The 18619-nt window shown below is 60.8% G+C and carries 20 protein-coding genes; 5 read left to right on the top strand and 15 right to left on the bottom strand.

Annotation, left to right across the window (positions count from 1 at the left end):
- Window positions 1-10: 10 nt before the first annotated feature.
- Window positions 11-460 carry a YcgN family cysteine cluster protein gene (locus tag ACMTA2_RS08370; RefSeq protein WP_413794475.1) on the bottom strand — a complete coding sequence of 150 codons (450 nt, stop codon included), beginning with the start codon at window positions 458-460 and terminating at the stop codon, window positions 11-13.
- Between the two features lie 160 nt (window positions 461-620).
- Between ACMTA2_RS08370 and ACMTA2_RS08365 the strand changes: the two genes are divergently transcribed.
- Complete coding sequence (locus ACMTA2_RS08365; RefSeq protein WP_413794474.1) at window positions 621-1214, top strand: nitroreductase family protein; 594 nt, start codon at window positions 621-623, stop codon at window positions 1212-1214.
- Between the two features lie 134 nt (window positions 1215-1348).
- Here ACMTA2_RS08365 and ACMTA2_RS08360 read toward each other — a convergent pair whose 3' ends face one another.
- The 6 genes from ACMTA2_RS08360 to ACMTA2_RS08335 form a co-directional block, all read right to left on the bottom strand.
- Window positions 1349-2281, bottom strand: coding sequence for a D-2-hydroxyacid dehydrogenase (locus ACMTA2_RS08360; RefSeq protein WP_413794473.1), 933 nt, complete (start codon window positions 2279-2281; stop codon window positions 1349-1351).
- A 126-nt stretch (window positions 2282-2407) separates the two neighbouring features.
- Window positions 2408-2701 carry a YcgL domain-containing protein gene (locus tag ACMTA2_RS08355; RefSeq protein ID WP_053120094.1) on the bottom strand — a complete coding sequence of 98 codons (294 nt, stop codon included), beginning with the start codon at window positions 2699-2701 and terminating at the stop codon, window positions 2408-2410.
- Window positions 2698-3831, bottom strand: a complete 1134-nt coding sequence (gene rnd / locus ACMTA2_RS08350; protein WP_413794472.1) for a ribonuclease D — start codon at window positions 3829-3831, stop codon at window positions 2698-2700. Before rnd ends, ACMTA2_RS08355 begins: the two co-directional genes overlap by 4 nt.
- Window positions 3832-3952: 121 nt before the next feature.
- Window positions 3953-4594 carry a class I SAM-dependent methyltransferase gene (locus ACMTA2_RS08345; RefSeq protein ID WP_413794471.1) on the bottom strand — a complete coding sequence of 214 codons (642 nt, stop codon included), beginning with the start codon at window positions 4592-4594 and terminating at the stop codon, window positions 3953-3955.
- Between the two features lie 68 nt (window positions 4595-4662).
- Window positions 4663-6312, bottom strand: a complete 1650-nt coding sequence (locus ACMTA2_RS08340; RefSeq protein ID WP_413794470.1) for a phosphoethanolamine transferase — start codon at window positions 6310-6312, stop codon at window positions 4663-4665.
- A 189-nt stretch (window positions 6313-6501) separates the two neighbouring features.
- Window positions 6502-7884 carry a glutamine synthetase family protein gene (locus ACMTA2_RS08335; RefSeq protein ID WP_413794469.1) on the bottom strand — a complete coding sequence of 461 codons (1383 nt, stop codon included), beginning with the start codon at window positions 7882-7884 and terminating at the stop codon, window positions 6502-6504.
- Between the two features lie 521 nt (window positions 7885-8405).
- On the opposite strand from ACMTA2_RS08335, the gene ACMTA2_RS08330 reads away from it, so the two are divergent.
- On the top strand, window positions 8406-9347 hold the full coding sequence (locus tag ACMTA2_RS08330) for a LysR family transcriptional regulator (protein WP_413794468.1): 942 nt from the start codon (window positions 8406-8408) through the stop codon (window positions 9345-9347).
- Here ACMTA2_RS08330 and ACMTA2_RS08325 read toward each other — a convergent pair.
- The 6 genes from ACMTA2_RS08325 to ACMTA2_RS08300 form a co-directional block, all read right to left on the bottom strand.
- Window positions 9341-9706, bottom strand: coding sequence for a 5-carboxymethyl-2-hydroxymuconate Delta-isomerase (locus ACMTA2_RS08325; protein WP_413794467.1), 366 nt, complete (start codon window positions 9704-9706; stop codon window positions 9341-9343). The two genes, ACMTA2_RS08330 and ACMTA2_RS08325, sit on opposite strands and share 7 nt — an antisense overlap.
- A gap of 103 nt (window positions 9707-9809) precedes the next feature.
- On the bottom strand, window positions 9810-10733 hold the full coding sequence (locus ACMTA2_RS08320; protein ID WP_413794466.1) for a LysR substrate-binding domain-containing protein: 924 nt from the start codon (window positions 10731-10733) through the stop codon (window positions 9810-9812).
- Window positions 10734-10908: 175 nt separating this feature from the next.
- Complete coding sequence (locus ACMTA2_RS08315) at window positions 10909-12993, bottom strand: DUF6311 domain-containing protein (RefSeq protein ID WP_413794465.1); 2085 nt, start codon at window positions 12991-12993, stop codon at window positions 10909-10911.
- Complete coding sequence (locus ACMTA2_RS08310) at window positions 12990-13373, bottom strand: GtrA family protein (protein WP_413794464.1); 384 nt, start codon at window positions 13371-13373, stop codon at window positions 12990-12992. The genes ACMTA2_RS08315 and ACMTA2_RS08310 overlap by 4 nt, the downstream gene beginning before the upstream one ends.
- On the bottom strand, window positions 13370-14080 hold the full coding sequence (locus ACMTA2_RS08305) for a class I SAM-dependent methyltransferase (protein ID WP_413794463.1): 711 nt from the start codon (window positions 14078-14080) through the stop codon (window positions 13370-13372). The genes ACMTA2_RS08310 and ACMTA2_RS08305 overlap by 4 nt, the downstream gene beginning before the upstream one ends.
- 2 nt (window positions 14081-14082) lie before the next feature.
- The gene (locus tag ACMTA2_RS08300) at window positions 14083-15051 is read right to left on the bottom strand and encodes a glycosyltransferase family 2 protein (protein WP_413794462.1); all 969 of its coding nucleotides are present in this window, start codon (window positions 15049-15051) and stop codon (window positions 14083-14085) included.
- Window positions 15052-15352: 301 nt separating this feature from the next.
- Here ACMTA2_RS08300 and ACMTA2_RS08295 point away from each other — a divergent pair, with 301 nt between their 5' ends.
- The 3 genes from ACMTA2_RS08295 to ACMTA2_RS08285 all read left to right on the top strand — a co-directional run bounded on the left by ACMTA2_RS08295 (window position 15353) and on the right by ACMTA2_RS08285 (window position 17008).
- Complete coding sequence (locus tag ACMTA2_RS08295) at window positions 15353-15544, top strand: YegP family protein (protein ID WP_092332679.1); 192 nt, start codon at window positions 15353-15355, stop codon at window positions 15542-15544.
- Between the two features lie 189 nt (window positions 15545-15733).
- Window positions 15734-16540 carry an AraC family transcriptional regulator gene (locus ACMTA2_RS08290; RefSeq protein ID WP_413794461.1) on the top strand — a complete coding sequence of 269 codons (807 nt, stop codon included), beginning with the start codon at window positions 15734-15736 and terminating at the stop codon, window positions 16538-16540.
- A gap of 99 nt (window positions 16541-16639) precedes the next feature.
- A complete protein-coding gene (locus ACMTA2_RS08285) occupies window positions 16640-17008 on the top strand; it encodes a cupin domain-containing protein (RefSeq protein ID WP_413794460.1) in 369 nt (122 codons plus the stop codon).
- An 11-nt stretch (window positions 17009-17019) separates the two neighbouring features.
- On the opposite strand, the gene ACMTA2_RS08280 is transcribed toward ACMTA2_RS08285, so the two are convergent.
- Complete coding sequence (locus tag ACMTA2_RS08280; RefSeq protein ID WP_413794459.1) at window positions 17020-17766, bottom strand: phytanoyl-CoA dioxygenase family protein; 747 nt, start codon at window positions 17764-17766, stop codon at window positions 17020-17022.
- A gap of 13 nt (window positions 17767-17779) precedes the next feature.
- Window positions 17780-18559 carry a methyl-accepting chemotaxis protein gene (locus ACMTA2_RS08275; RefSeq protein WP_413795610.1) on the bottom strand — a complete coding sequence of 260 codons (780 nt, stop codon included), beginning with the start codon at window positions 18557-18559 and terminating at the stop codon, window positions 17780-17782.
- Window positions 18560-18619: the final 60 nt, after the last annotated feature.

Genomic DNA, 18619 nt, shown 5'->3' with positions numbered 1-18619 from the left:
GCCCCGTGGTTCAGCCGGCGCGGAAAATCAGATGATCTTCCCAATCGTCTTCCGGCACGCTGCCTTCGGCCAGCATGCGCCCGGACTGGGAAATGCGTTCGTGGTGCACCGCATCGCGATCGCCGCAGACCAGGTGGTGCCACAACGGCAAGTCCTTGCCCTCGCTGACCAGCCGATAACCGCAGGTCGGCGGCAGCCATTTGAACTCATCGGCCTTGCCCGGGGTGAGCTGGATGCAATCGGGCACGAACTCACGGCGGTTGGGGTAGTCGGTGCACTGGCAGGTTTTCAGGTCCAGCAGTTTGCAGGCGATGCGTGTGTAGTAGACGCTGTTGTCATCTTCGTCTTCGAGTTTTTGCAGACAGCACAGGCCACAGCCATCGCACAGCGATTCCCACTCCTGCGGATCGAGCTGATCGAGGGTTTTGCGTATCCAGAACGGTTCGACTTTGGCGGCCATGGCTCAAGCATCAACATCAGGTGGTGAAAAGGCCGACAGTCTAGTGCCCGGGCCTCTTCAGGCCAAGCATTGGCGACTGTCGGTAGGCAGGGGCTTGTCAGGCCAGGCGGCGGGACGTAGGTTGCTGGATTGTCTTTTCAAACTCGAGCCAGGTAAGCCCATGAGCGCCAATTCCCGCATTGCCGATTACGCTATCCACCCTCAGTTCATCGAACGCTGGTCGCCCCGTGCCTTTACCGGCGAAAGCATTGCCGAAGACACCTTGTTGAGCTTCTTCGAAGCCGCGCGCTGGGCGCCGTCGGCGTACAACTCCCAACCGTGGCGTTTCTTGTACGCACGCCGCGACACGCCGAACTGGGAGCGTTTCCTGAGCCTGCTCAATGAATTCAACCGCGGCTGGGCCCAACACGCCTCGGCACTGGTGATCATTGTGTCGAAAACCACCTTCGCCGTTCCCGGTGCCACCGAAGAAACCCCAGCGCAGTCCCACACCTTCGATACGGGTGCGGCCTGGGGTCACTTGGCGCTGCAAGCCAGCCTCAGCGGTTGGCATACCCACGGCATGGCCGGTTTCGACCAGGAGTTGACCCGCAAGGAACTGAAGATCCCGGAAGGCTACGCCCTGCACGCCGCTGTGGCGATTGGCAAGCTGGGGGACAAATCGACGCTGGCCGAATACCTCCAGGCCCGCGAAACCCCAAGCCCGCGCCGGCCGTTGAGCGAACTGGTGGCAGAAGGCGATTTCAGCCTGTAACCCACTTTATGACCGCTGAAGACCCACTGTGGGAGCGAGCTTGCTCGCGATGGCGGTGTATCAATCAGCATCGATGTAGCTGATCTGACGCTATCGCGAGCAAGCTCGCTCCCACAGTTTGATCGGGGTCAGTTTCAGTAACCCCGGCTGAAATCCACTTCTCCGCGCAGCGCTTCGCCCGCCTGATAGGCCCGCAGGTTTTCCAGGAACAGTTGCGCCATCATCGGTGGCGAGGTCGGTGCCGAGCTGTGCCCGGTCAGCAGCAGGCCCCAGGCGGTCCAGAAGGGATGGCGCTGCGGCAGCGGCTCCTGACGGCAGACGTCGATCACCGCACCGGCCAGATGCCCGTCCTTCAGGGCTTGCACCAGGTCCGCGTCCACCACTGCCACGCCGCGGCCGACGTTGATGAACAACCCGGTGGGCTTGAATTGCTTGAACAACGCGGCGTCGTAGATGTCATGGGTATCCGGCGTGTTGGGCAGCAGGTTGATGACGTAGTCCGCTTCCCCCACCAGCCGCGGCAGATCCTCCAGTGCCCCCACTTCGATGAACGGCGCCAACTCACGGGCTTGACTGGCAATGCCATACAACTGCACGCCGAACGGTACCAGGAACTGCGCCACACGCTGGCCGATATCCCCCGTCCCGACGATCAACACCTTGCGCCCGGACAGGCCTTGCCCCTGGCGATTGTCCCACTTGCGCTCGACCTGGCTGACCAACCGGGCCAGCACCTCTCGCTCATGGCCCAGCATGTAGGTCAGCACGTACTCAGCCATCACCTGGCCGAAAATGCCCACTGCCCGGGTCAGGCGGTAATCGCGGCTCAAGCCGTCGGCCAGCAGCGGCGTGATGCCCGCCCAAGTCGATTGCAACCAACGAGGCTGGTGCCCTTGACGCAACAAGGTGGCCAGCAGATCAGGCTGGCCGAGCCAGACCGGGCAATCAGTGGCCAGTCGCGACAGTTCGGCGGAATCGCCGCTGGTCAGGACTTCAATATCGGGTGCAGCCTGACGCAGGAGCTGGGCATACACCGCGTGATCGTGTTCGGCAATCAGAACGCGCATGAATCAAACCTTTCAAAAACAGTGCAGACGACCGCCGGCAGAGTGTCGCTCCATCCCTGCGATCGTCGTCAATAAACCATTCCAGTGTTTCAAGAAAGTACCCAGGACAGGTACTTCAGATAACCGTCAGACCGGGTCGTTGCGGCGCAGCAACTCTTCGGGCAAATGCTCGATGTACTCATCCTCGGCCGGTGGCATCTGCAAGTGATAGCCCTGGGTGTCGAGGTTTTCCAGCACCTTGTTGATGTCTTCCCGGGACAGCTCACGCTCGGGGCTCAGCACCAGGTCGAAGGCGTGGATCGCCTTGCCAAAGGCGGCCATCAATGGCTCCGGCACGCGCTTCAAGGCATCGCTCTTGAGCACATACAGGTACATCTCGTTTTTCTTCGAGCTGCGGTAGATGGAGCAGATACGTTTCAAGGCTGTTCTCCGGCAGTGGCCAGGCTGTCGAGCAGCGCCTGGCCCATCAATTCGCGGCGCCAGCCACGCAGCGAATCGGGCAATTGGTAAGGGCCCTCGGGAAAGCCGCTCTTGATCAGCGCCTCGAGGGTTTTCTTGCGCAGCATCAGCTCCGGGGCAATCTCCAGGCGCTCGGCTTCAGCCTGCCCCAACGCCCGGAGGCGCTTGACCAGGGCCGAGGCCTCGATGGGCAACGGCTCGGCCACGGCCGGCGGCCACTGCTCGGGCGGGAGGCTGGCGGCGCGCTGGATCAGGTCCAGCAGGAACTGGCCGTCCTGGCGCACCGTACGCGGGTGCATGTCTTCGATCTTCGCCAGCGCACCGAGGTTATCCGGCTGGGTACGGGCCAGGGGCCACAGCGAATGCTCGCGGATAATGCGGTTGCGCGGCAGGTCGCGGGCCCGCGCCTCGCGCTCGCGCCAGGCACACAGCTCGCGCAGCACGGCCAATTGGGCGCGGGACAGTTTCCAGGCCAGCTTGGCCTCGCGGTAGACCTCGTACGGGTCGACTTCGCGACGCAGGTTGGCCACCAGTTCGGCGCCATCCTCCAGGACCCAGCGGTATTTTTCGTCGGAAAGCTTCGGGCGCAGTTGGACGAAAACTTCTGCCAGATGCACGGCATCCTCTGCCGCATAGCTGACCTGCGTCTCGGACAGGGGCCGTTGCAACCAGTCGGAACGGGTCTCGCCCTTGGGCAACTCGATACCCAGTACATCCTGCACCAGCCGCGAATAGCCCATGGAGAACCCCAGGTTCAGGTAGGCGGCGGCCAATTGGGTATCGAACAGCGGCGCAGGCAAGCTGCCGGTCAAGCGCAACAGCACTTCAAGGTCTTCGCTGCAGGCGTGCAACACCTTGAGCACGGCCGGGTTTTCCAGCAGGGCGGCCAAGGGCTGCCAATTGTCGATGGTCAAGGGGTCGATCAGGTAGGCACGCTTGCCGTCGCCGATCTGCAATAAACCGGCAATGGGATAAAAAGTGTCGACCCGCATGAATTCGGTGTCGAGGGCGACGAATGGCAACTGCTGCCACTCGGCGCAAAACTGACCGAGGCTATCGTTGTCGCGAATCCAGTGAATATCGATGGCCACACGGCTCTCCCTTGAAGAATGGCGCGCAGTATATATCGCCGCTGGCGATTGCGAGCATCCGTAGAGCAGCTGCCTGAGAGAAATCGCCTGCGAAAAAGCAAGAATAGTCCTACAACAAGATTTAACCGGTCTTACGCAGCACATAAACACGCGTCAGCGCGAAACCGGGCAGGAAATCCTGGTACCAAAGCACACTGAAACCGGCCTGGCGGAACTCTGCTTCGACATCGGCCTTGTCGGCCAGGCTCCGTTGCGGCACCTGGCCGAGCTTGAGGCGCCCTTCGACTTGCACCGAAACGATCACCGTGTCGCGACTGACCCGATGAAACTCGTGCAACAGCGCCAGGCGATGCTCGCTGGCCCTGACATGGCGAAACAGTTGCAAACAGAAAATACAATCCACCGCGTTGGCCGACAGCCCAAGGGTGAACGCCGAACTCGGGAAGGTCCTGACCCGCTGGAGCCACTCACCGCCATGGTGGGTGAGCGCATGTTCGAGCATGTCCGGCGACGGGTCCGCCGCCAGGATCACCCGGTTGGCATGCTCGGCCAGCACCGGCCAGAACCGCCCGGCGCCACAGGCCACATCCAGTACCAGCCCTGGCTCGCCCGCCACCTTCAGGGCGTTGCGCACCATGTGCGCGTCGCGCCAGAACGCCAGGCGCAAGCGCCGAGGCGTCGGCCGACAGCAAACCTGTGCGTGTTCCTGGTCATGCTGCCGGGCGTACTCAAGCTCGACGGTGGACGGGGGTAGCGCGGACATACAAACGGCTCTTGGAAAAGACTGGATGACAGGTTAACCAACCCTGCGTGAAAAAAAGGTCCAGGCGCTCATTTCCCTGCCAGGACACCGTCAATCACCGCGCCGCGACAATTGGCGAACAGGTCCAGGTCCCGGTTGTAGACCTGGCTGTTGACTTCCAGCAACCCAAGCATCGAATGGAACAGGTTGTCCTGGCTCAAGGGTTTTTCCCGGCTCAGTTGCAGGCAATGGGTGTCGACCGAAAAAGACTTCTGATAGCTGTCGGAAAACCAGGCCAGCATTGCCACGTGCTTCTGTTGCTCCGGGGCGAGCATGTAGGGCGTGCCATGGAGAAACAGGTTGTATTCGCCCAGGGACTCGCCATGGTCCGACAGGTAGAGCATGGCCGTGTCGACCTTGTCCTGGTTGGCCCGCAGCAGATCGATCAAGGTCGACAGCACATGGTCGGTGTACACCAGGGTGTTGTCGTAGCCATTGACGATGCTCTCGCGGCTGCAATTGTTCAGTGCATTGCTTTCACACACCGGGGTGAAATGCTCGTACTCCTTGGGATAGCGCTTGAAGTACTCTGGCCCGTGGCTGCCCATCTGGTGCAGCACCAGTACCGTGTCCTTGTCGAGCGTGTCGATGAAATGCTGCAGTCCCTGGAGCAGGATCTCGTCGCGGCACTCGCTGTTGGCGCACAAGGCCGGGTCCTTGAGATTGCTGACATCCTGCAGCGTGACCCGGTCGCAGGTGCCCTTGCAGCCGGACTGGTTGTCCCGCCAGATCACCTCCAGACCGGCGCGTTTGAGCACGTCCAGCAAACCCTCTTCGTTCTTGGCGATGCTGGCGTCGTAGTTCTTGCGTCCCATGTTGGAAAACATACAGGGCACCGACACGGCGGTTTCAGTGCCGCAGGAATGCACGTCGGTGAAGGCGATCAGGCCGGCCTCTTTGTCCAGTGTCGGTGTGGTATCGCGGTTATAGCCGAGGATGCCGAAGTTCTCGGCCCGGGCACTCTCGCCCACCACCAGTACGGTCAGGGATTTACGCCCGTGGGTTTGCCAGGCAGGGTTGCGGCTCGCGTCCTCGCCCAGCGCGATGAACGGCTGCTTGGCCGACGCGACCTGCTCACGCAAGTAGCCAAACGAAGCACCGATGTAATTGCTCGGCACGACCATCAAGCGCAACTCGTGGTGGTTGCGAAACAACGAAGACAGGCCTTGGTAGTTGGCCAGGGCGACCATGCCGATCACCGCGGCCGAGGCCACACCAACCAGCAACTTACTTAATAACTCTTTGGGCCAGCGACGGTAGCTGATCGGGGTCTTGAACAATAACCAGCAAGGCAGCACCCCCAATAACCCGAGGTAGATAAATAACTTCAGCGACAACAGATCGCGGACTTCCGTGGCATTGGTTTCAGCAAAGTTGCGCAACATACCCGCATCGATCAATACACCGTACTGGGCCATGAAATACGCCACGCCAGCACTGATCAGGAACAATAGCATCAGCACGGGCTTGAGCAGCGGACGGAAGGCCACGAGCGTCAACACCAGGTTGAACGCGCAGAAAATCATCAGGCCAAACGCCACGCACATCAGCAGACCACGAGCGTCAGCCGTCGTGATCGTCAGCAAGTGTTGCCAGAGCACGATGTTGAAACCCACTAACAAAAAGGCACTGGCGGCCAGTGTCACCCACTCGGGGCGCACGGCTTTAATAGTCAGCATGATGGTTGGCGTTTCCTGAAAGTTGCTCTTTGAAAAAGAAGTGCCGCAGGAAAATGTGAAAAATTCATTTCCAACGGCAGCACAAACTTTAGGTAGCCCACCATCAATTTTTCGTGAAAAAGTTGCTATTAAATAATTATTTAAGCGGCAACTCGACCCAGCAAATCCGCTTGAAACTTGAAGCTGCTCTTAAGCCTGATGCAGATACCAGCGCCAATCCTGCTCCCCGACTTCCCCCATGAACTGACGGTATTCAGCGCGCTTGACCGCCAGATAAACACCCAGGAACGCCTCGCCAAACGCTTGCCGCGCCCAGGCCGACGCCTCGAGGGCACGCAGGGTGGTGAGCCAGTCGGTGGGCAGCCGTTCGGTCGCCTGGGCATAGCCGTTGCCCTCCACAGGTTTCCCGGGATCGCACTGTTCACGTATGCCCCGATGGATGCCGGCCAATATCGCCGCCGCAGCCAGGTAAGGGTTGGCATCGGCACCGCAGATACGATGCTCGATGTGTCGCGAGAACGCCGGGCCGCCCGGTACCCTCAGGCTCACGGTGCGGTTGTCCACACCCCAGGTGGCCGCCAGCGGCGCATAGCTGTTGCTCTGGAAGCGCCTGTAGGAGTTGGCGTTCGGGCAAAACATCAACAGCGAATCGAGCAAGGTGGCGAGCATCCCGCCCACGGCATGGCGCAGCAGCGACGTGCCGTCGCCGGCTTCACTGGCAAACAGGTTGTGACCATCGCGATCCGCCAGGCTGACATGCATGTGCAGGCCGGAGCCCGCCAGGTGCTCGAACGGCTTGGCCATGAAACACGCCTGCATGCCGTGTTTGTGGGCCACGCCCTTGACCAGTCGTTTGTAGCGCACCGCTTCATCCATGGCTTGCAAGGCATCGCTGCGGTGTTCGAGGGTGATCTCCACTTGCCCCGGTGCGTATTCGGAAATCGCGGTCCGCGCCGGAATGCCTTGCAACTTGCACGCGGCGTACAGGTCGGCCAGGAACGGCTCGATCTGCTCCAGCTCACGCAAACCATAGACCTGGGTGGCCCGCGGTCGACCACCGTCGGCATCTCGCGCCGGCTGCGGCCGACCTTGGCTATCGCGTTGGGCGTCCAGCAGGTAAAACTCCAGTTCCGCCGCCATCACCGGGTAATAACCATCAGCCTGCAGGGCCTCGATGACCTGGCTGAGCAGATAACGCGGATCGGCGATGGTTGCTGGCATACCTTCCTGGGGATGCATGCTGACCTGCACCGCGGCCGTGGGGATCAACCGCCACGGCATGCGTTGCAAGCTACCGATGAGGGGATAGGCGCGGCAATCGATGTCACCGACGTCCCATACCAGCCCGGAGTTTTCCACATCATCGCCGTTGAGGGTCAGCCCGAGAATCGTACTGGGCAGCGGCCGGCCACTTTCGTAGACCGCCAGCAGCTCGTCCCGATGCAACCACTTGCCCCGGGGCACGCCGTTGTTATCGAGAATGAACAACTCGAACAGCTCGATATCGGGGTTCTGCGCAAGGAACGCCTGGGCGTGTTGCACGGGGGCAAAAAAAGTCTTGGCAAGGCTCATGAGAAGGCTCGTATTTACATGTCGGACGGGCGACTAGGCACCGTCAGTCTGTGCTCGCCATCGAGCGAACACGATGAATGATCAACAGCAAATACGGATATCTGGAGGGCGCGCATGACGGCAATGCCAGAGCGCCCAAAAGGCCAGCTCGGAAGGCAGTGCGCTGAGGGCTGGGGTCACCGCAGGCGTGAAGCGGCCGACCGGATCGACGGCGATGGATGAAGGGTATTGGAATGCCAGGGGCGAACCGTCCATGAGCACATCACAGGAAACACATCGCGCAAGCGTCCCACGGCACTCCAGGCGGGTAAACCTGGATTTGATGGAGCTTGGATCGACGCAAACTAAACATAGGCAAACGGATCAGTCGTTGATCGGCACGTCGTGTTCCCTACAGTATCTGTCCCGTTCCCGACCATGAAAGCGCCTGGCTGGCATTCTCTTGGCACCATCGTTCCGTTAGGATCATCAGCCTGGTTTGCGCAAGATCCGCGCAAGGAGCACAGCGAGAGACAGAACGGATGCTGAACAGTAACGCCCTCAGAAAGCTCGACATGCAGGACCTCATGGTGTTTAGCGCTGTGTACGAGCAAAGCAGTGTCACCGGCGTGTCCGAGGCATTGTGTGTCAGCCAGTCAACCGTCAGTTATTGCCTCAAGAAACTGCGCACCTGCTTCGAAGACGAACTGTTTATCAACACCCGCACCGGCATGCGCCCCACCGACAAGGCCGAGGGCATGTACGATCACGTGCGCACCATTTTGCAAAGCATCAATTTGTGCCACGCCGGCCCGCCAATCTTTGATCCGACCCGGCAAGCCATTACCTTCAACATCTGCGCACCGGAATATTTCGAACACCTGATCCTGCCGCAACTGCTGCAAGGCTTCGATTACGCCAACCTGCCGGTGGTGGTGAATGTGCACAAGCTCGAAGCCGACATTCCCGCCGAGGAGTTGCGCGACGGCAGCCTGGACCTGGTGATCTGCTTCGGCCCGCACTTGCACCGCAACCATGCCGATTTCAAGTCCCGGCAGTTGCTGGAGGACGATCTGGTCTGCGTCGTGGATAAGCGGGCGACGCCACTGGAAGCGCCGTTGAGTCTTCAATCTTTCGTGCAACGCCGACATGTGTTTCCGACACCCTGGGGGTCAGCGACCAACAGGGTGGAGGGCTGGCTGTCGCAGCAGGCCCATCAACGGCAAATCACCGCTCGCGCCAACAGCTACAGTGCCGCACTGAAGATGATCACCGGCACCGACTTCATCCTGACACTGCCCCGCCGCATTCAGAAATTGCTGGCAAACGAGGCGATATTCAATCACCACGAAGCGCCCAAGGGCCTGCCGGGATTTACCTTGTTCATGCAGTGGCACCCGGCCCTCGATCAGGACAGTGCCAACGCCTGGCTACGCGAACAGATCATCAAGGCCTGCGCCCACGCGACGCCTGATCGTCATTGACCGATCAGGGCCTTGGCATACGGTTCTCGGTCGATGTCGAGGATCTCCACGCACAGTTGCACGCTGACCTCGGCCGGCCATGGGCCCAGGTCCTGGACCACCGCCAGCAGGCTATCGGCCAACTGTTTCTTGATCTGCGGCGAGCGTCCGCTGAGCAACGCCAGCTTCACGTGCACGAAACCCCGCTCGCCCATCCCTGTGCCCACTCGAAAAGTCTCGAGCTTCACGGCCCGGCTCTTGATGTCGTGCTCGGCGGAAAATTGGCCGGAGGCCACCAAGGCATTGTTCAGGCGCAGCAGGGCGACCTCGGCCTTCAACTCGGGCAGGTTGGCGGTGTATTCCATGTGCAGGTGAGGCATGTGTTCGACTCCGATTCGAAAAGATGGCGAGGTGGTTTCAGCCGCCACAACCTTACCTCGACTTTATTCATTCAGGCAGGTTTTGTTTCACGGCAGGCCGCTGTCAGGCCTGTGCCGCGGGCACCCGTTCGCCCATGAAGGCCTCAAGTCGCGACCGCAGCCAGCGCTCGGCCGGGTCACTGTCGACATGGCTCAGCCAGACCATGGACAAATCCAGGGTCGGGGTCTTGAAGGGGAAGGGTTCATTGAACAGTTGCCCCGAAGCGGCCATGGCGGCGGCGGTATAGTCCGGCAGACTGGCGATCAGATCGGTGCCGGCCAGCAACGCCGGCAATGCGCTGTATTGCGGCACCGACAGTACGACCTGGCGCTTGCGCCCGATCTCGGCCAGCCATTCGTCAGCGAACCCGGCGACATTGGCGGTATGGGACACCAGCACATGGGGCCGCGAGCAGTACTCGTCCAGGGTCAGCGGCGTGTCCGATGCATCGGCGCGCAACACGCGAGGCTGGATGTGTCGCAACAGCTTGCGCTTGGCGTTGGCCGGCAGGCCCCGCGTCTGGCTGATGCCCACGGTGATGTCGCCCGATGCCAGCAAATCGGGGATGCGCCAGTAATCGACATGCTGGACCACAAACACGATTTGCGGCGCCTCATGCCGCAGGCTGCTCAACAGCGGGGGCAACAGGCCGAACTCGACATCGTCCGACAGGCCGATGCGAAACGTCATGGTGCTGTTGGCGGGATCGAAATCGTGGGTCAGGCTTAACGCCACCGACAGCGAATCGAGCGCTGGCGAGAGGTGCTGGATGATTTCCTCGGCCCGGGCCGTCGGCTCCATGCGGTGGCCGACGCGAATGAACAGCGGATCGTTGAACATCTTGCGCAAACGATTGAGGGCCGAGCTGATGGTCGGCTGGCCCAGGAACAGTTTTTCCGCCACCCGGGTCACGTTGCGCTCAAGCATCAGCGTTTCGAAAACCACCATCAGATTGATGTCGGCCTTGCGCAATTCGTTGCGGTTCATCCACTGCCCCCCCGATTCCTTGATGGGATGCAGTGTAGAAACGCCAGGGGCTGCGCGTCTATGCGCAAAAAGTCCGGGCGCCTGCGTAATACCCTCCATTCAAAGGATTGGAGGAGGTCCCTTGCTTTTGTGGCGCCTGGGAACAAGAGGCATGTCCGGAAAGCCCCCTTAAAAACTACTTGACCATTAACGATTTAAGCCCCAGCGCCATGACTCGTTCATCACCTCCCAGCCCCAGCGCTTTGGGGCTGATGGCATCGGGTAAATGGAAATGCACGCGCAACGGCTCATCCGCGCCCATCGCTTCACGAATGGCCGGTGTCAGGGGCAGTTCAAGGGTGTTGTCCTGCAGGCGGGTGAACTGCGTCGACAGTGCCATCACACCGTTGATCGAAACGTCCACTCGCTGGCGGGTGTGCTGGGGTTGCACGAACGCCGCCGCGTCGATCGAGAGGGCTCGCGCTTCTGGCGGTACGCGCAAGACGATCTCAGCCTCGGCCCCTTCCGACCACGTGCCCCAATCCTCTACGCGTCCCCAGCCACTGGCCAACATCGGGTTGATTCGGCTGAACACCTGGCGCTCGCCGATCTTCACCTGCAGGTCCAGCGTCTCATTGGCAAACGGTGGGCATCGGGCACATGATTTCCAACCCGGCGCCAGCACCACGAGGCCATCGATACGGGTCAACAGGTCAGTCTGGCGATTGACGCTCTTCGCCGCCTGGAGCGCGGCGCCAGGGTCGAGGATGTACAGCGAATCCGCTGCATACTCACCACGGACAAGCATCTGCTCGGCGTGCCGTCGGGCCTGTTCGATCTCCCGAGTGCCCATGCGTCCCAGATACACGCCGTCGGTCCCCAGGCCATGGTTCAGGGCGTACTGGCTGGTCAGCAGCCAGTTGTCCGGCTGGTTCTGTGGCAACAACGTCCGGACCTTCGAATAATGAGCGGCCGCGCTGGCCCAGAACGGATCGTTCAGCGACGTGGGCCAACTCGATGCGGCTGGCACCATCCGGCTCTTGCGCAGGCCGGCCCAACCCGCGTGGGTATCCAGGACCTGTACCACCAAGGCAATGGCCAGCAGGCACACCGCGGCCCGTGGCCTGTTGCCCCGGACCACCAGGAAGACCACGGCAAACACAATGGCGTAGAACACCGGCCAGAACATCCGACCGGCCGCGCGGAACACGTTCGCCAGTTTTTCAAGGCTGTCGGGAAGCCAGTAGTGCACATTCAACATGCCGACACCGAGGGTGTTGGTCAGTGAAAAGAGCGTCAATCCGATCAACGCCCACAACAACAGCCTTCTGTGGCGCACCGCCCTGCACAGACCGGTATTGCCTTGCAGCAAGGCCACGCCAGCGCAGATCGCCAGCATCAGGACACCCAAGCCCAGGTAGTTGAAGCCCTCGTAATCGCCCGCCCCCTGGGGCATGTCCCGCAGCAGGTACGACCAGCCACTGGGGTTGATCGGCGACATGAGGTTCAGGCGATACAACCCATAACCGCCCGCCACGGTCCCACCGCCCACGCTGAAGTAACCCGCCTGCCAGCAGCAGAACGCGACGAGCAGGAACAAGCCGCACAGCTCGACCAGGGCATTGCGCCGGGATAGCCGGGCCTTGACGGTACGGCTGGCAAGATCGGCCAGCCAGATCAACGCCACCATGGCCAGCAGATAGGCATGCACCAGTGCTGTCGCGGCCAGCAATCCGCCCCAGGCCAGCCGGCGCTTTTCCAGCCCGGGCCGCAACGCCAGGTACAGGGCCGCCAGGATCAGGAAATGCCCGGACAGCGACAAGTGCCCGCCCATGCGCAGAAACATCGGCGGCGAAAACACAAACAGGCCGGTCCCCAACAGCCGGATCCACACGGACGGCGTCAATAGGCCGACCAATTTCCAGGCAAACCAGGCTTGCAGGATGAAACAGGCCAGCAACCACAGGCCAAAATACTGGAACGTCTCGGGAAGCCAGGCATTGAAGGGTTTGAACAGAAAGGCCAGCAGCGGGTTGGAGTCGGAAAAAATGATGCCGTTGCCCAACTCCAAGCCATAGGACGGGTTCATGCCCAACGGAAAGGTCCAAGGCGAACTGCGGAAAAACGCCCAGCCCATGTAGTGGGTCGCCGCATCACCCTCCCCCAGCCAGGCGATGTTCGTCGGGTCCAGGACCCTGGGACCGATCACCAGCAGAAACGCCAGCGCACCCAGCAGTACGGGCAACAGGGAAAGCGGGTATGGCTTGCCGCGAACGGTCATCGATACGTCCAGAAATTATGCAAGATGAAGGTAAACACCGGGATGACCAGCGCGACGGCCGCGATGCCCGCCAGGTAACCCAGACCGACGCTCTGGGCCACCCAGGCCACGAGCATCGCCAGCCAGAAACCGACGGCAGAGACCACCAGGAAACGGCCGAGGGTCCGGCCGTGCAACCGGCTGGAAAAACTCCAGAGGGTGTTGATCAGGTACGACACCACGGTCGCGACCAGGAAGGCGAAACCATTGGCCAGCGGCGGGTTCGCCAGGATCAGGTGCATGAACAGCAGCGCCGCCACCACGTGGACCGCGGTGACGAGCAGGCCAGTCAGGGCAAAGCGCAAGGCACGTCGCAGCAATGGCGAGTGCGTCCAGGTCACGGCTTCTGCGCCAGGCAGAACACCGTCAGGCCGGCCATGCGATTGGCCCCCATGAACGGACGCTCCAGGCTGCACAGCGTCCTCAACACGCCATTGACCAGCGGATGATGACGCGCAAGCTGGGACTTGGCCGGTGCCCCGGCGGCTTGGCGTTGCAACAGCCGCAGGCCGGCAGCAATGGGAAACACCAGGCCGAAGTAATACGCACCTTGCTGGACCTGCAAACCGGCCTGCGCCACGACGGTTTCCAACTGTTTGAGGGTATAGCGGCGCTTGTGCTCGAGAAAATCGTCATGCCCGCTCCAGAGAAACTGGAACGCCGGCACGGTGATCAGGAAGCGGCTGCCGGACGGCACTTTGTCGACGTAGGCCTTGAGCAGCCCCACATCATCGTCAACGTGCTCCAGCACATCCATCAGCAACACCAGATCGGCATCCAACGAATCGATGGCGCGTCGGTAGCGGACCGGTTTACCGGCAGTGCTGGCGTCGGAGTCGACTGGATAGCTGATGTCCACGCACCAGGCCTGGGTCGTTGCGGTATGGGTCAGCAGGTGATGGGAGAAAAAGCCCGACCCGGCCCCCACGTCCAGCAGCGTATTGGCCGAGGTGCCCTTGAGCATGTGGAGCATGGCCCGCGCTTTCGATCGGTAGTACCAATGCCGCTCGATATCGGGACCGAGGATGTCGGTTTCCTTGAGGTCCATGATCAGTCCTTGGCGTCATAGATGCGCCGCACCAGGAAAACCGGTCGGCGCTTGGATTCGATATAGGTACGGCCCAGGTATTCACCCAGCACGCCGATGCCGATCAGTTGCAAACCGCCCAGGAACGTGACCGCGACCATCAGCGAGGCATAACCCGGCAGATCGACCCCGGAAATCAGGGTCCGTAACACGATGAATAGGGCGAAGGCGAAGGACACCAGGGAAACGCAGAGCCCCAGGTAGGTCCAGATACGCAACGGTTCGGTACTGAAACTGGTAATGCCTTCGAGGGCAAAATTCCACAGGCGCCAGCCATTGAACTTGCTTTCACCGGCCGCACGCCCAGGCCTGACGTAATCCACGTAGGTGGTTCGAAACCCGACCCAGGCGAACAGCCCTTTCATGAAGCGTCGGGATTCGGGCAGGGTTTGCAGGGCATCGACCACGCAGCGATCCATCAAGCGGAAATCACCGACGTTTTCCGGCAGCTTGTGGTCGGCAATTTTGTTGTGCAGCCGGTAGAAGCCATTGGCGGAAACCTGTTTGGCCCAGGAGTCGGAGTCTCGATTGATCCGATGCCCCAGCACCACCTCGGCGCCGGTTCGCCAGTGGGCAATCATTTCCAGAATCACTTCGGGCGGGTCCTGCAAATCGACATCGATCGGCACCACCGCCTGGCCACGGGCGGCTTGCAGGCCGGCACTCAAAGCCGCCTCCTTGCCGAAATTGCGGCTCAGGTCGACGATCCGGATACGCGGATCGGTCTGCTGCCTATCCAGCAGCAGCACCAAGGTGTCGTCGACGCTGCCGTCATTGACGAACACCAACTCCAGGTTCACCAGCGATTCATTGGCAAAGACCTGGTTGATCCTGGCGATGAACAGATCGATGGACTGGACTTCGTTGTAAACCGGAATGACAAGCGAAAGCGCTAGACGACCTTGCAGATCCGCTCCTGGATATTCAGTCACTTGATGGCTCTTTTTCTTATAGTGTTTTCAGTCCCATCGGGCTTCCGGCCCTTGGCGTCGAAATGTATTAAGCAGGACCGGACAGGGCAACGCAAGGATCAAACCTGAACTTATGGCAGTCATCTGCTCGCAACATGACTTTTTTCCAACATAGGGTCGAATGACTGATCCAGGAGCACGCCGACAACATTCGATAACCAATGGAAACGAATTTCCCATCGCCAAACCCTCCTGCTTGGCTAGGCTTGCAGCCACATGCTCAATGCATGTCTTGAGTGAATCAATCGCAGGGAGCGAACCGATGTACTTTGAGATCTATCGACAGACCCGAGGCACCCCGAGCAGCGGAAAAGGCCAATGGCGCTGGCGCTTGAGGGCCGGCAACCACGAAACGATCGCCAGTGGCGAATCCTATGTGAACAAGAGCGACTGCCTTCACGCCGTCAGGTTGATCAAGAACGTCCATGACGAGACACCCGTAAAAGAGATCTGAACAACGTCGCGTGATATTGACCCATTCCCCGGGCGACGAAACAGGTCGCTTGCTGGCCCAGCCTCTTCAACGGCTTGCCTGGATCACTGTGGCGAGGGAGCTTGCCCCCTCGCCACAGGTCGGTGTTTTGCTATGACGGAAGTTGTCAGGCAGGTAGGGTATACGGACAACAAGCAGGAGGCCGGTGCAATGACTCGATCCATCCACAACCGCGACTGGCTTGTGCGAGCGCCTGAATCGAGGAAAATGGAACGCATCGAGGCTTATTTCAGCGGCCATGGCTACACCACCCATCGCCATGACACTTACGCCATCGGAATCACGCTTTCCGGCGTCCAGAGTTTCAACTATCGCCACAGCCAACGTCATAGCCAGCCCGGCGGCACCATCGTCCTGCACCCGGACGAGGTGCACGATGGCGAAGCCGGGACGAGCGAGGGTTTTCGCTACCGGATGTTCTATATAGAACCCTCGTTGATCCAGCAGGTGCTGGGGGGCAAACCCTTGCCCTTCATCGAAGGTGGACTGTCCGACGACCCTCGTCTCAACATCGCGACCCGTCGATTATTGAACAGCCTGGACCACCCCCTCGACCCGCTGGAGGAAGAGGACGCCATCTACGATGTGGCCCAGGCACTCGATATCGCGGCGGGCAACAGGCGAGGACGGCGGTTGATCGACTACCCGGCGGCGGAACGTGCCCGCCTGTTCATCCACGATGCCCTCGACCAGGTGATTACCCTGGACGATCTGGTGCAGGCAAGCGGCAGGGACCGATGGAGCCTGTCCCGGGATTTCCGGGCGCTGTACGGCACCAGCCCTTATCGCTACATCACCCAGCGCCGCTTGAGCGAAGCCCGAAACCTGGCCTTCCACGGTACACCATTGAGCGAAGCGGCCCTGGCCTGTGGTTTTTTCGATCAGAGCCACATGACCCGGCTGCATACCCAGGCTTTCGGTATTTCACCGGCACGCTGGTTGAACATGCTGCGCTAAGGCATGGGCTGCGCGCCGCAAAAAGCTGCACGATCATCCAATACGCACGCGGGCTCGAACCATAAAGTAGGACGCACTACTCACCAAGGAGATGCCTCGATGACCCATTACGCCCCCATCAACTTCGCCCAGAAATACGCCCTGTTCCAGGAACAGTGGACGCCGAAAGTCGTGGCCGAGATGAACGACTACCAATTCAAGATCGCCCGGCTCGAAGGCGACTTCATCTGGCATGTCCACGCCGATACGGATGAAACGTTCATTGTGCTGGAGGGCGAGTTGCGTATCGATTTTCGCGACGGCGCGGTGACCATCGGCCCAGGCGAGATGTACGTGGTCAAAAAAGGTGTCGAGCATAAGCCCAGCGCCGCACAGGAAGTGAAACTGCTGTTGATCGAACCGCGCGGCGTCATCAATACCGGCGAAGAAACCAACGAGCGAACGGCGGTCAACGATGTGTGGATCTGACTGAGCCAGGCTCAATCGTATTCAGCTTCCTGGTGATCGCCCAACAACCGCCGCTGACGAGGTGTCGCGGCGACCAAGACCACAGGGTTGAACTGCCAATGCAAATAAGGTGAGAACTTCTGCGCGACCATCCGCCGACCATAGTGCACCTGAAGCAGGTAACGCGTGCGGTCGGCGGTCCGGTTATCGCTACCGGCGTGCCATAACTCACTGCGCAGTATCAGCACATCGCCCGCCCGGCACAGCACGGGCTGCGCGGGGCGCCCTTGCCACTGCATTTCGCCCTTCACGGGTGCCCGGCCGGCTTTGTGGCTGCCCGGAATGACCTGGGTCGGGCTCAAGTCGGCGTCGATGTCATCCAGGTAAAACTGCGCGGTAAAAACCTGCATTGGCAGTTCAAAGCCAGGGTCGGCCAACAGCCCTGGCGGCAATTGCATCGCCAGATAATCCAGGTGCAACGGTGCCCCGGTAAAACCGGGATGGCAGCGCCAGGCCGTTTGGCCGATGACATGGCAATCATCGCCCAGGGCCGCCTCGGCCAGCTCGATCACCCCCGCCACATCCAGGAACGGCAGCCAGAATGGATCGCGATTGAACACACATTTGTAATGATCGATGACACCGCTGTAGTCCCAATGCTGGGGCTTCAACTGGTCGATGGCATGGCGCAGGTCGGCGATCTGTCGGGCATCCAACACGCCGGGCATCAGGACGAAACCGTCCTGATGCAGCGCGCGGAGCTGGTCGTCAGTTGACACGGCCCCCCCTGTTTCAGGTGCGGAAGCGGCCGGTCAGTTCTGCCAGGTTTCTCGACAGGCTGGAAAGCTGTTGGCTGGCCTGCATGCTCTGGGCAGAGTTGGATGCCGCCTCGTTGGACAGATCACGGATGTCAGAAATATTGCGGGCGATTTCTTCGGTGACGCTGCTCTGTTCCTCACATGCACTGGCAATTTGCGCGGCCATGTCGTTGATCCGCTGGATCGAACCGCCAGTACCGCTGAGTACCTGGTCGACACCCGCGGCGCGCTCGACGCTGTCCCGGGCCTTGCCGCTGCCCACGTGCATGGCTTGTACAGCCTTGGCGACACCGCTCTGCAACCGCTCTATGCGAACCTGAATGTCCTTGGTCGAATCCTGTGTGCGCGCCGCAAGCGCCCTCACTTCATCGGCCACCACGGCAAAACCACGACCCTGCTCACCGGCCCGCGCGGCTTCGATGGCAGCGTTCAGCGCCAACAGGTTGGTCTGTTCAGCAATGCCACGGATCACCTCGAGCACGGCGCCAATACTGGACGTTTCCTGGGCCAATGCCTCGATCGTGCCCGAAGCGCTCTCCACTTCCTGGGCCAACTGGCGGATCGACTCGATGGTGCTGCTGACCACCTCGGCACCGTCACGAGACTGACTGCTCGCCTGTTGCGCGGCACCCGAGGCGTTCGCCGCGTTATGCGCCACTTCATGAACCGCTGCGCTCATCTGGGTAGCAGCGGTACTAACCTGATCGAGCGCCGCATGTTCGCTGCTGATCAACCGGTCATTCGTCGCGGCCATATCGGCCATGGCACGCGCTGCGGAATCGACCTCCCCGGTCACCCGCCCAACCTCGGCGAT

This window comes from Pseudomonas medicaginis (genome assembly GCF_965119365.1).
In the GTDB taxonomy this organism is placed as follows: domain Bacteria; phylum Pseudomonadota; class Gammaproteobacteria; order Pseudomonadales; family Pseudomonadaceae; genus Aquipseudomonas.
This window is presented reverse-complemented; position numbering and strand designations above follow the sequence as displayed.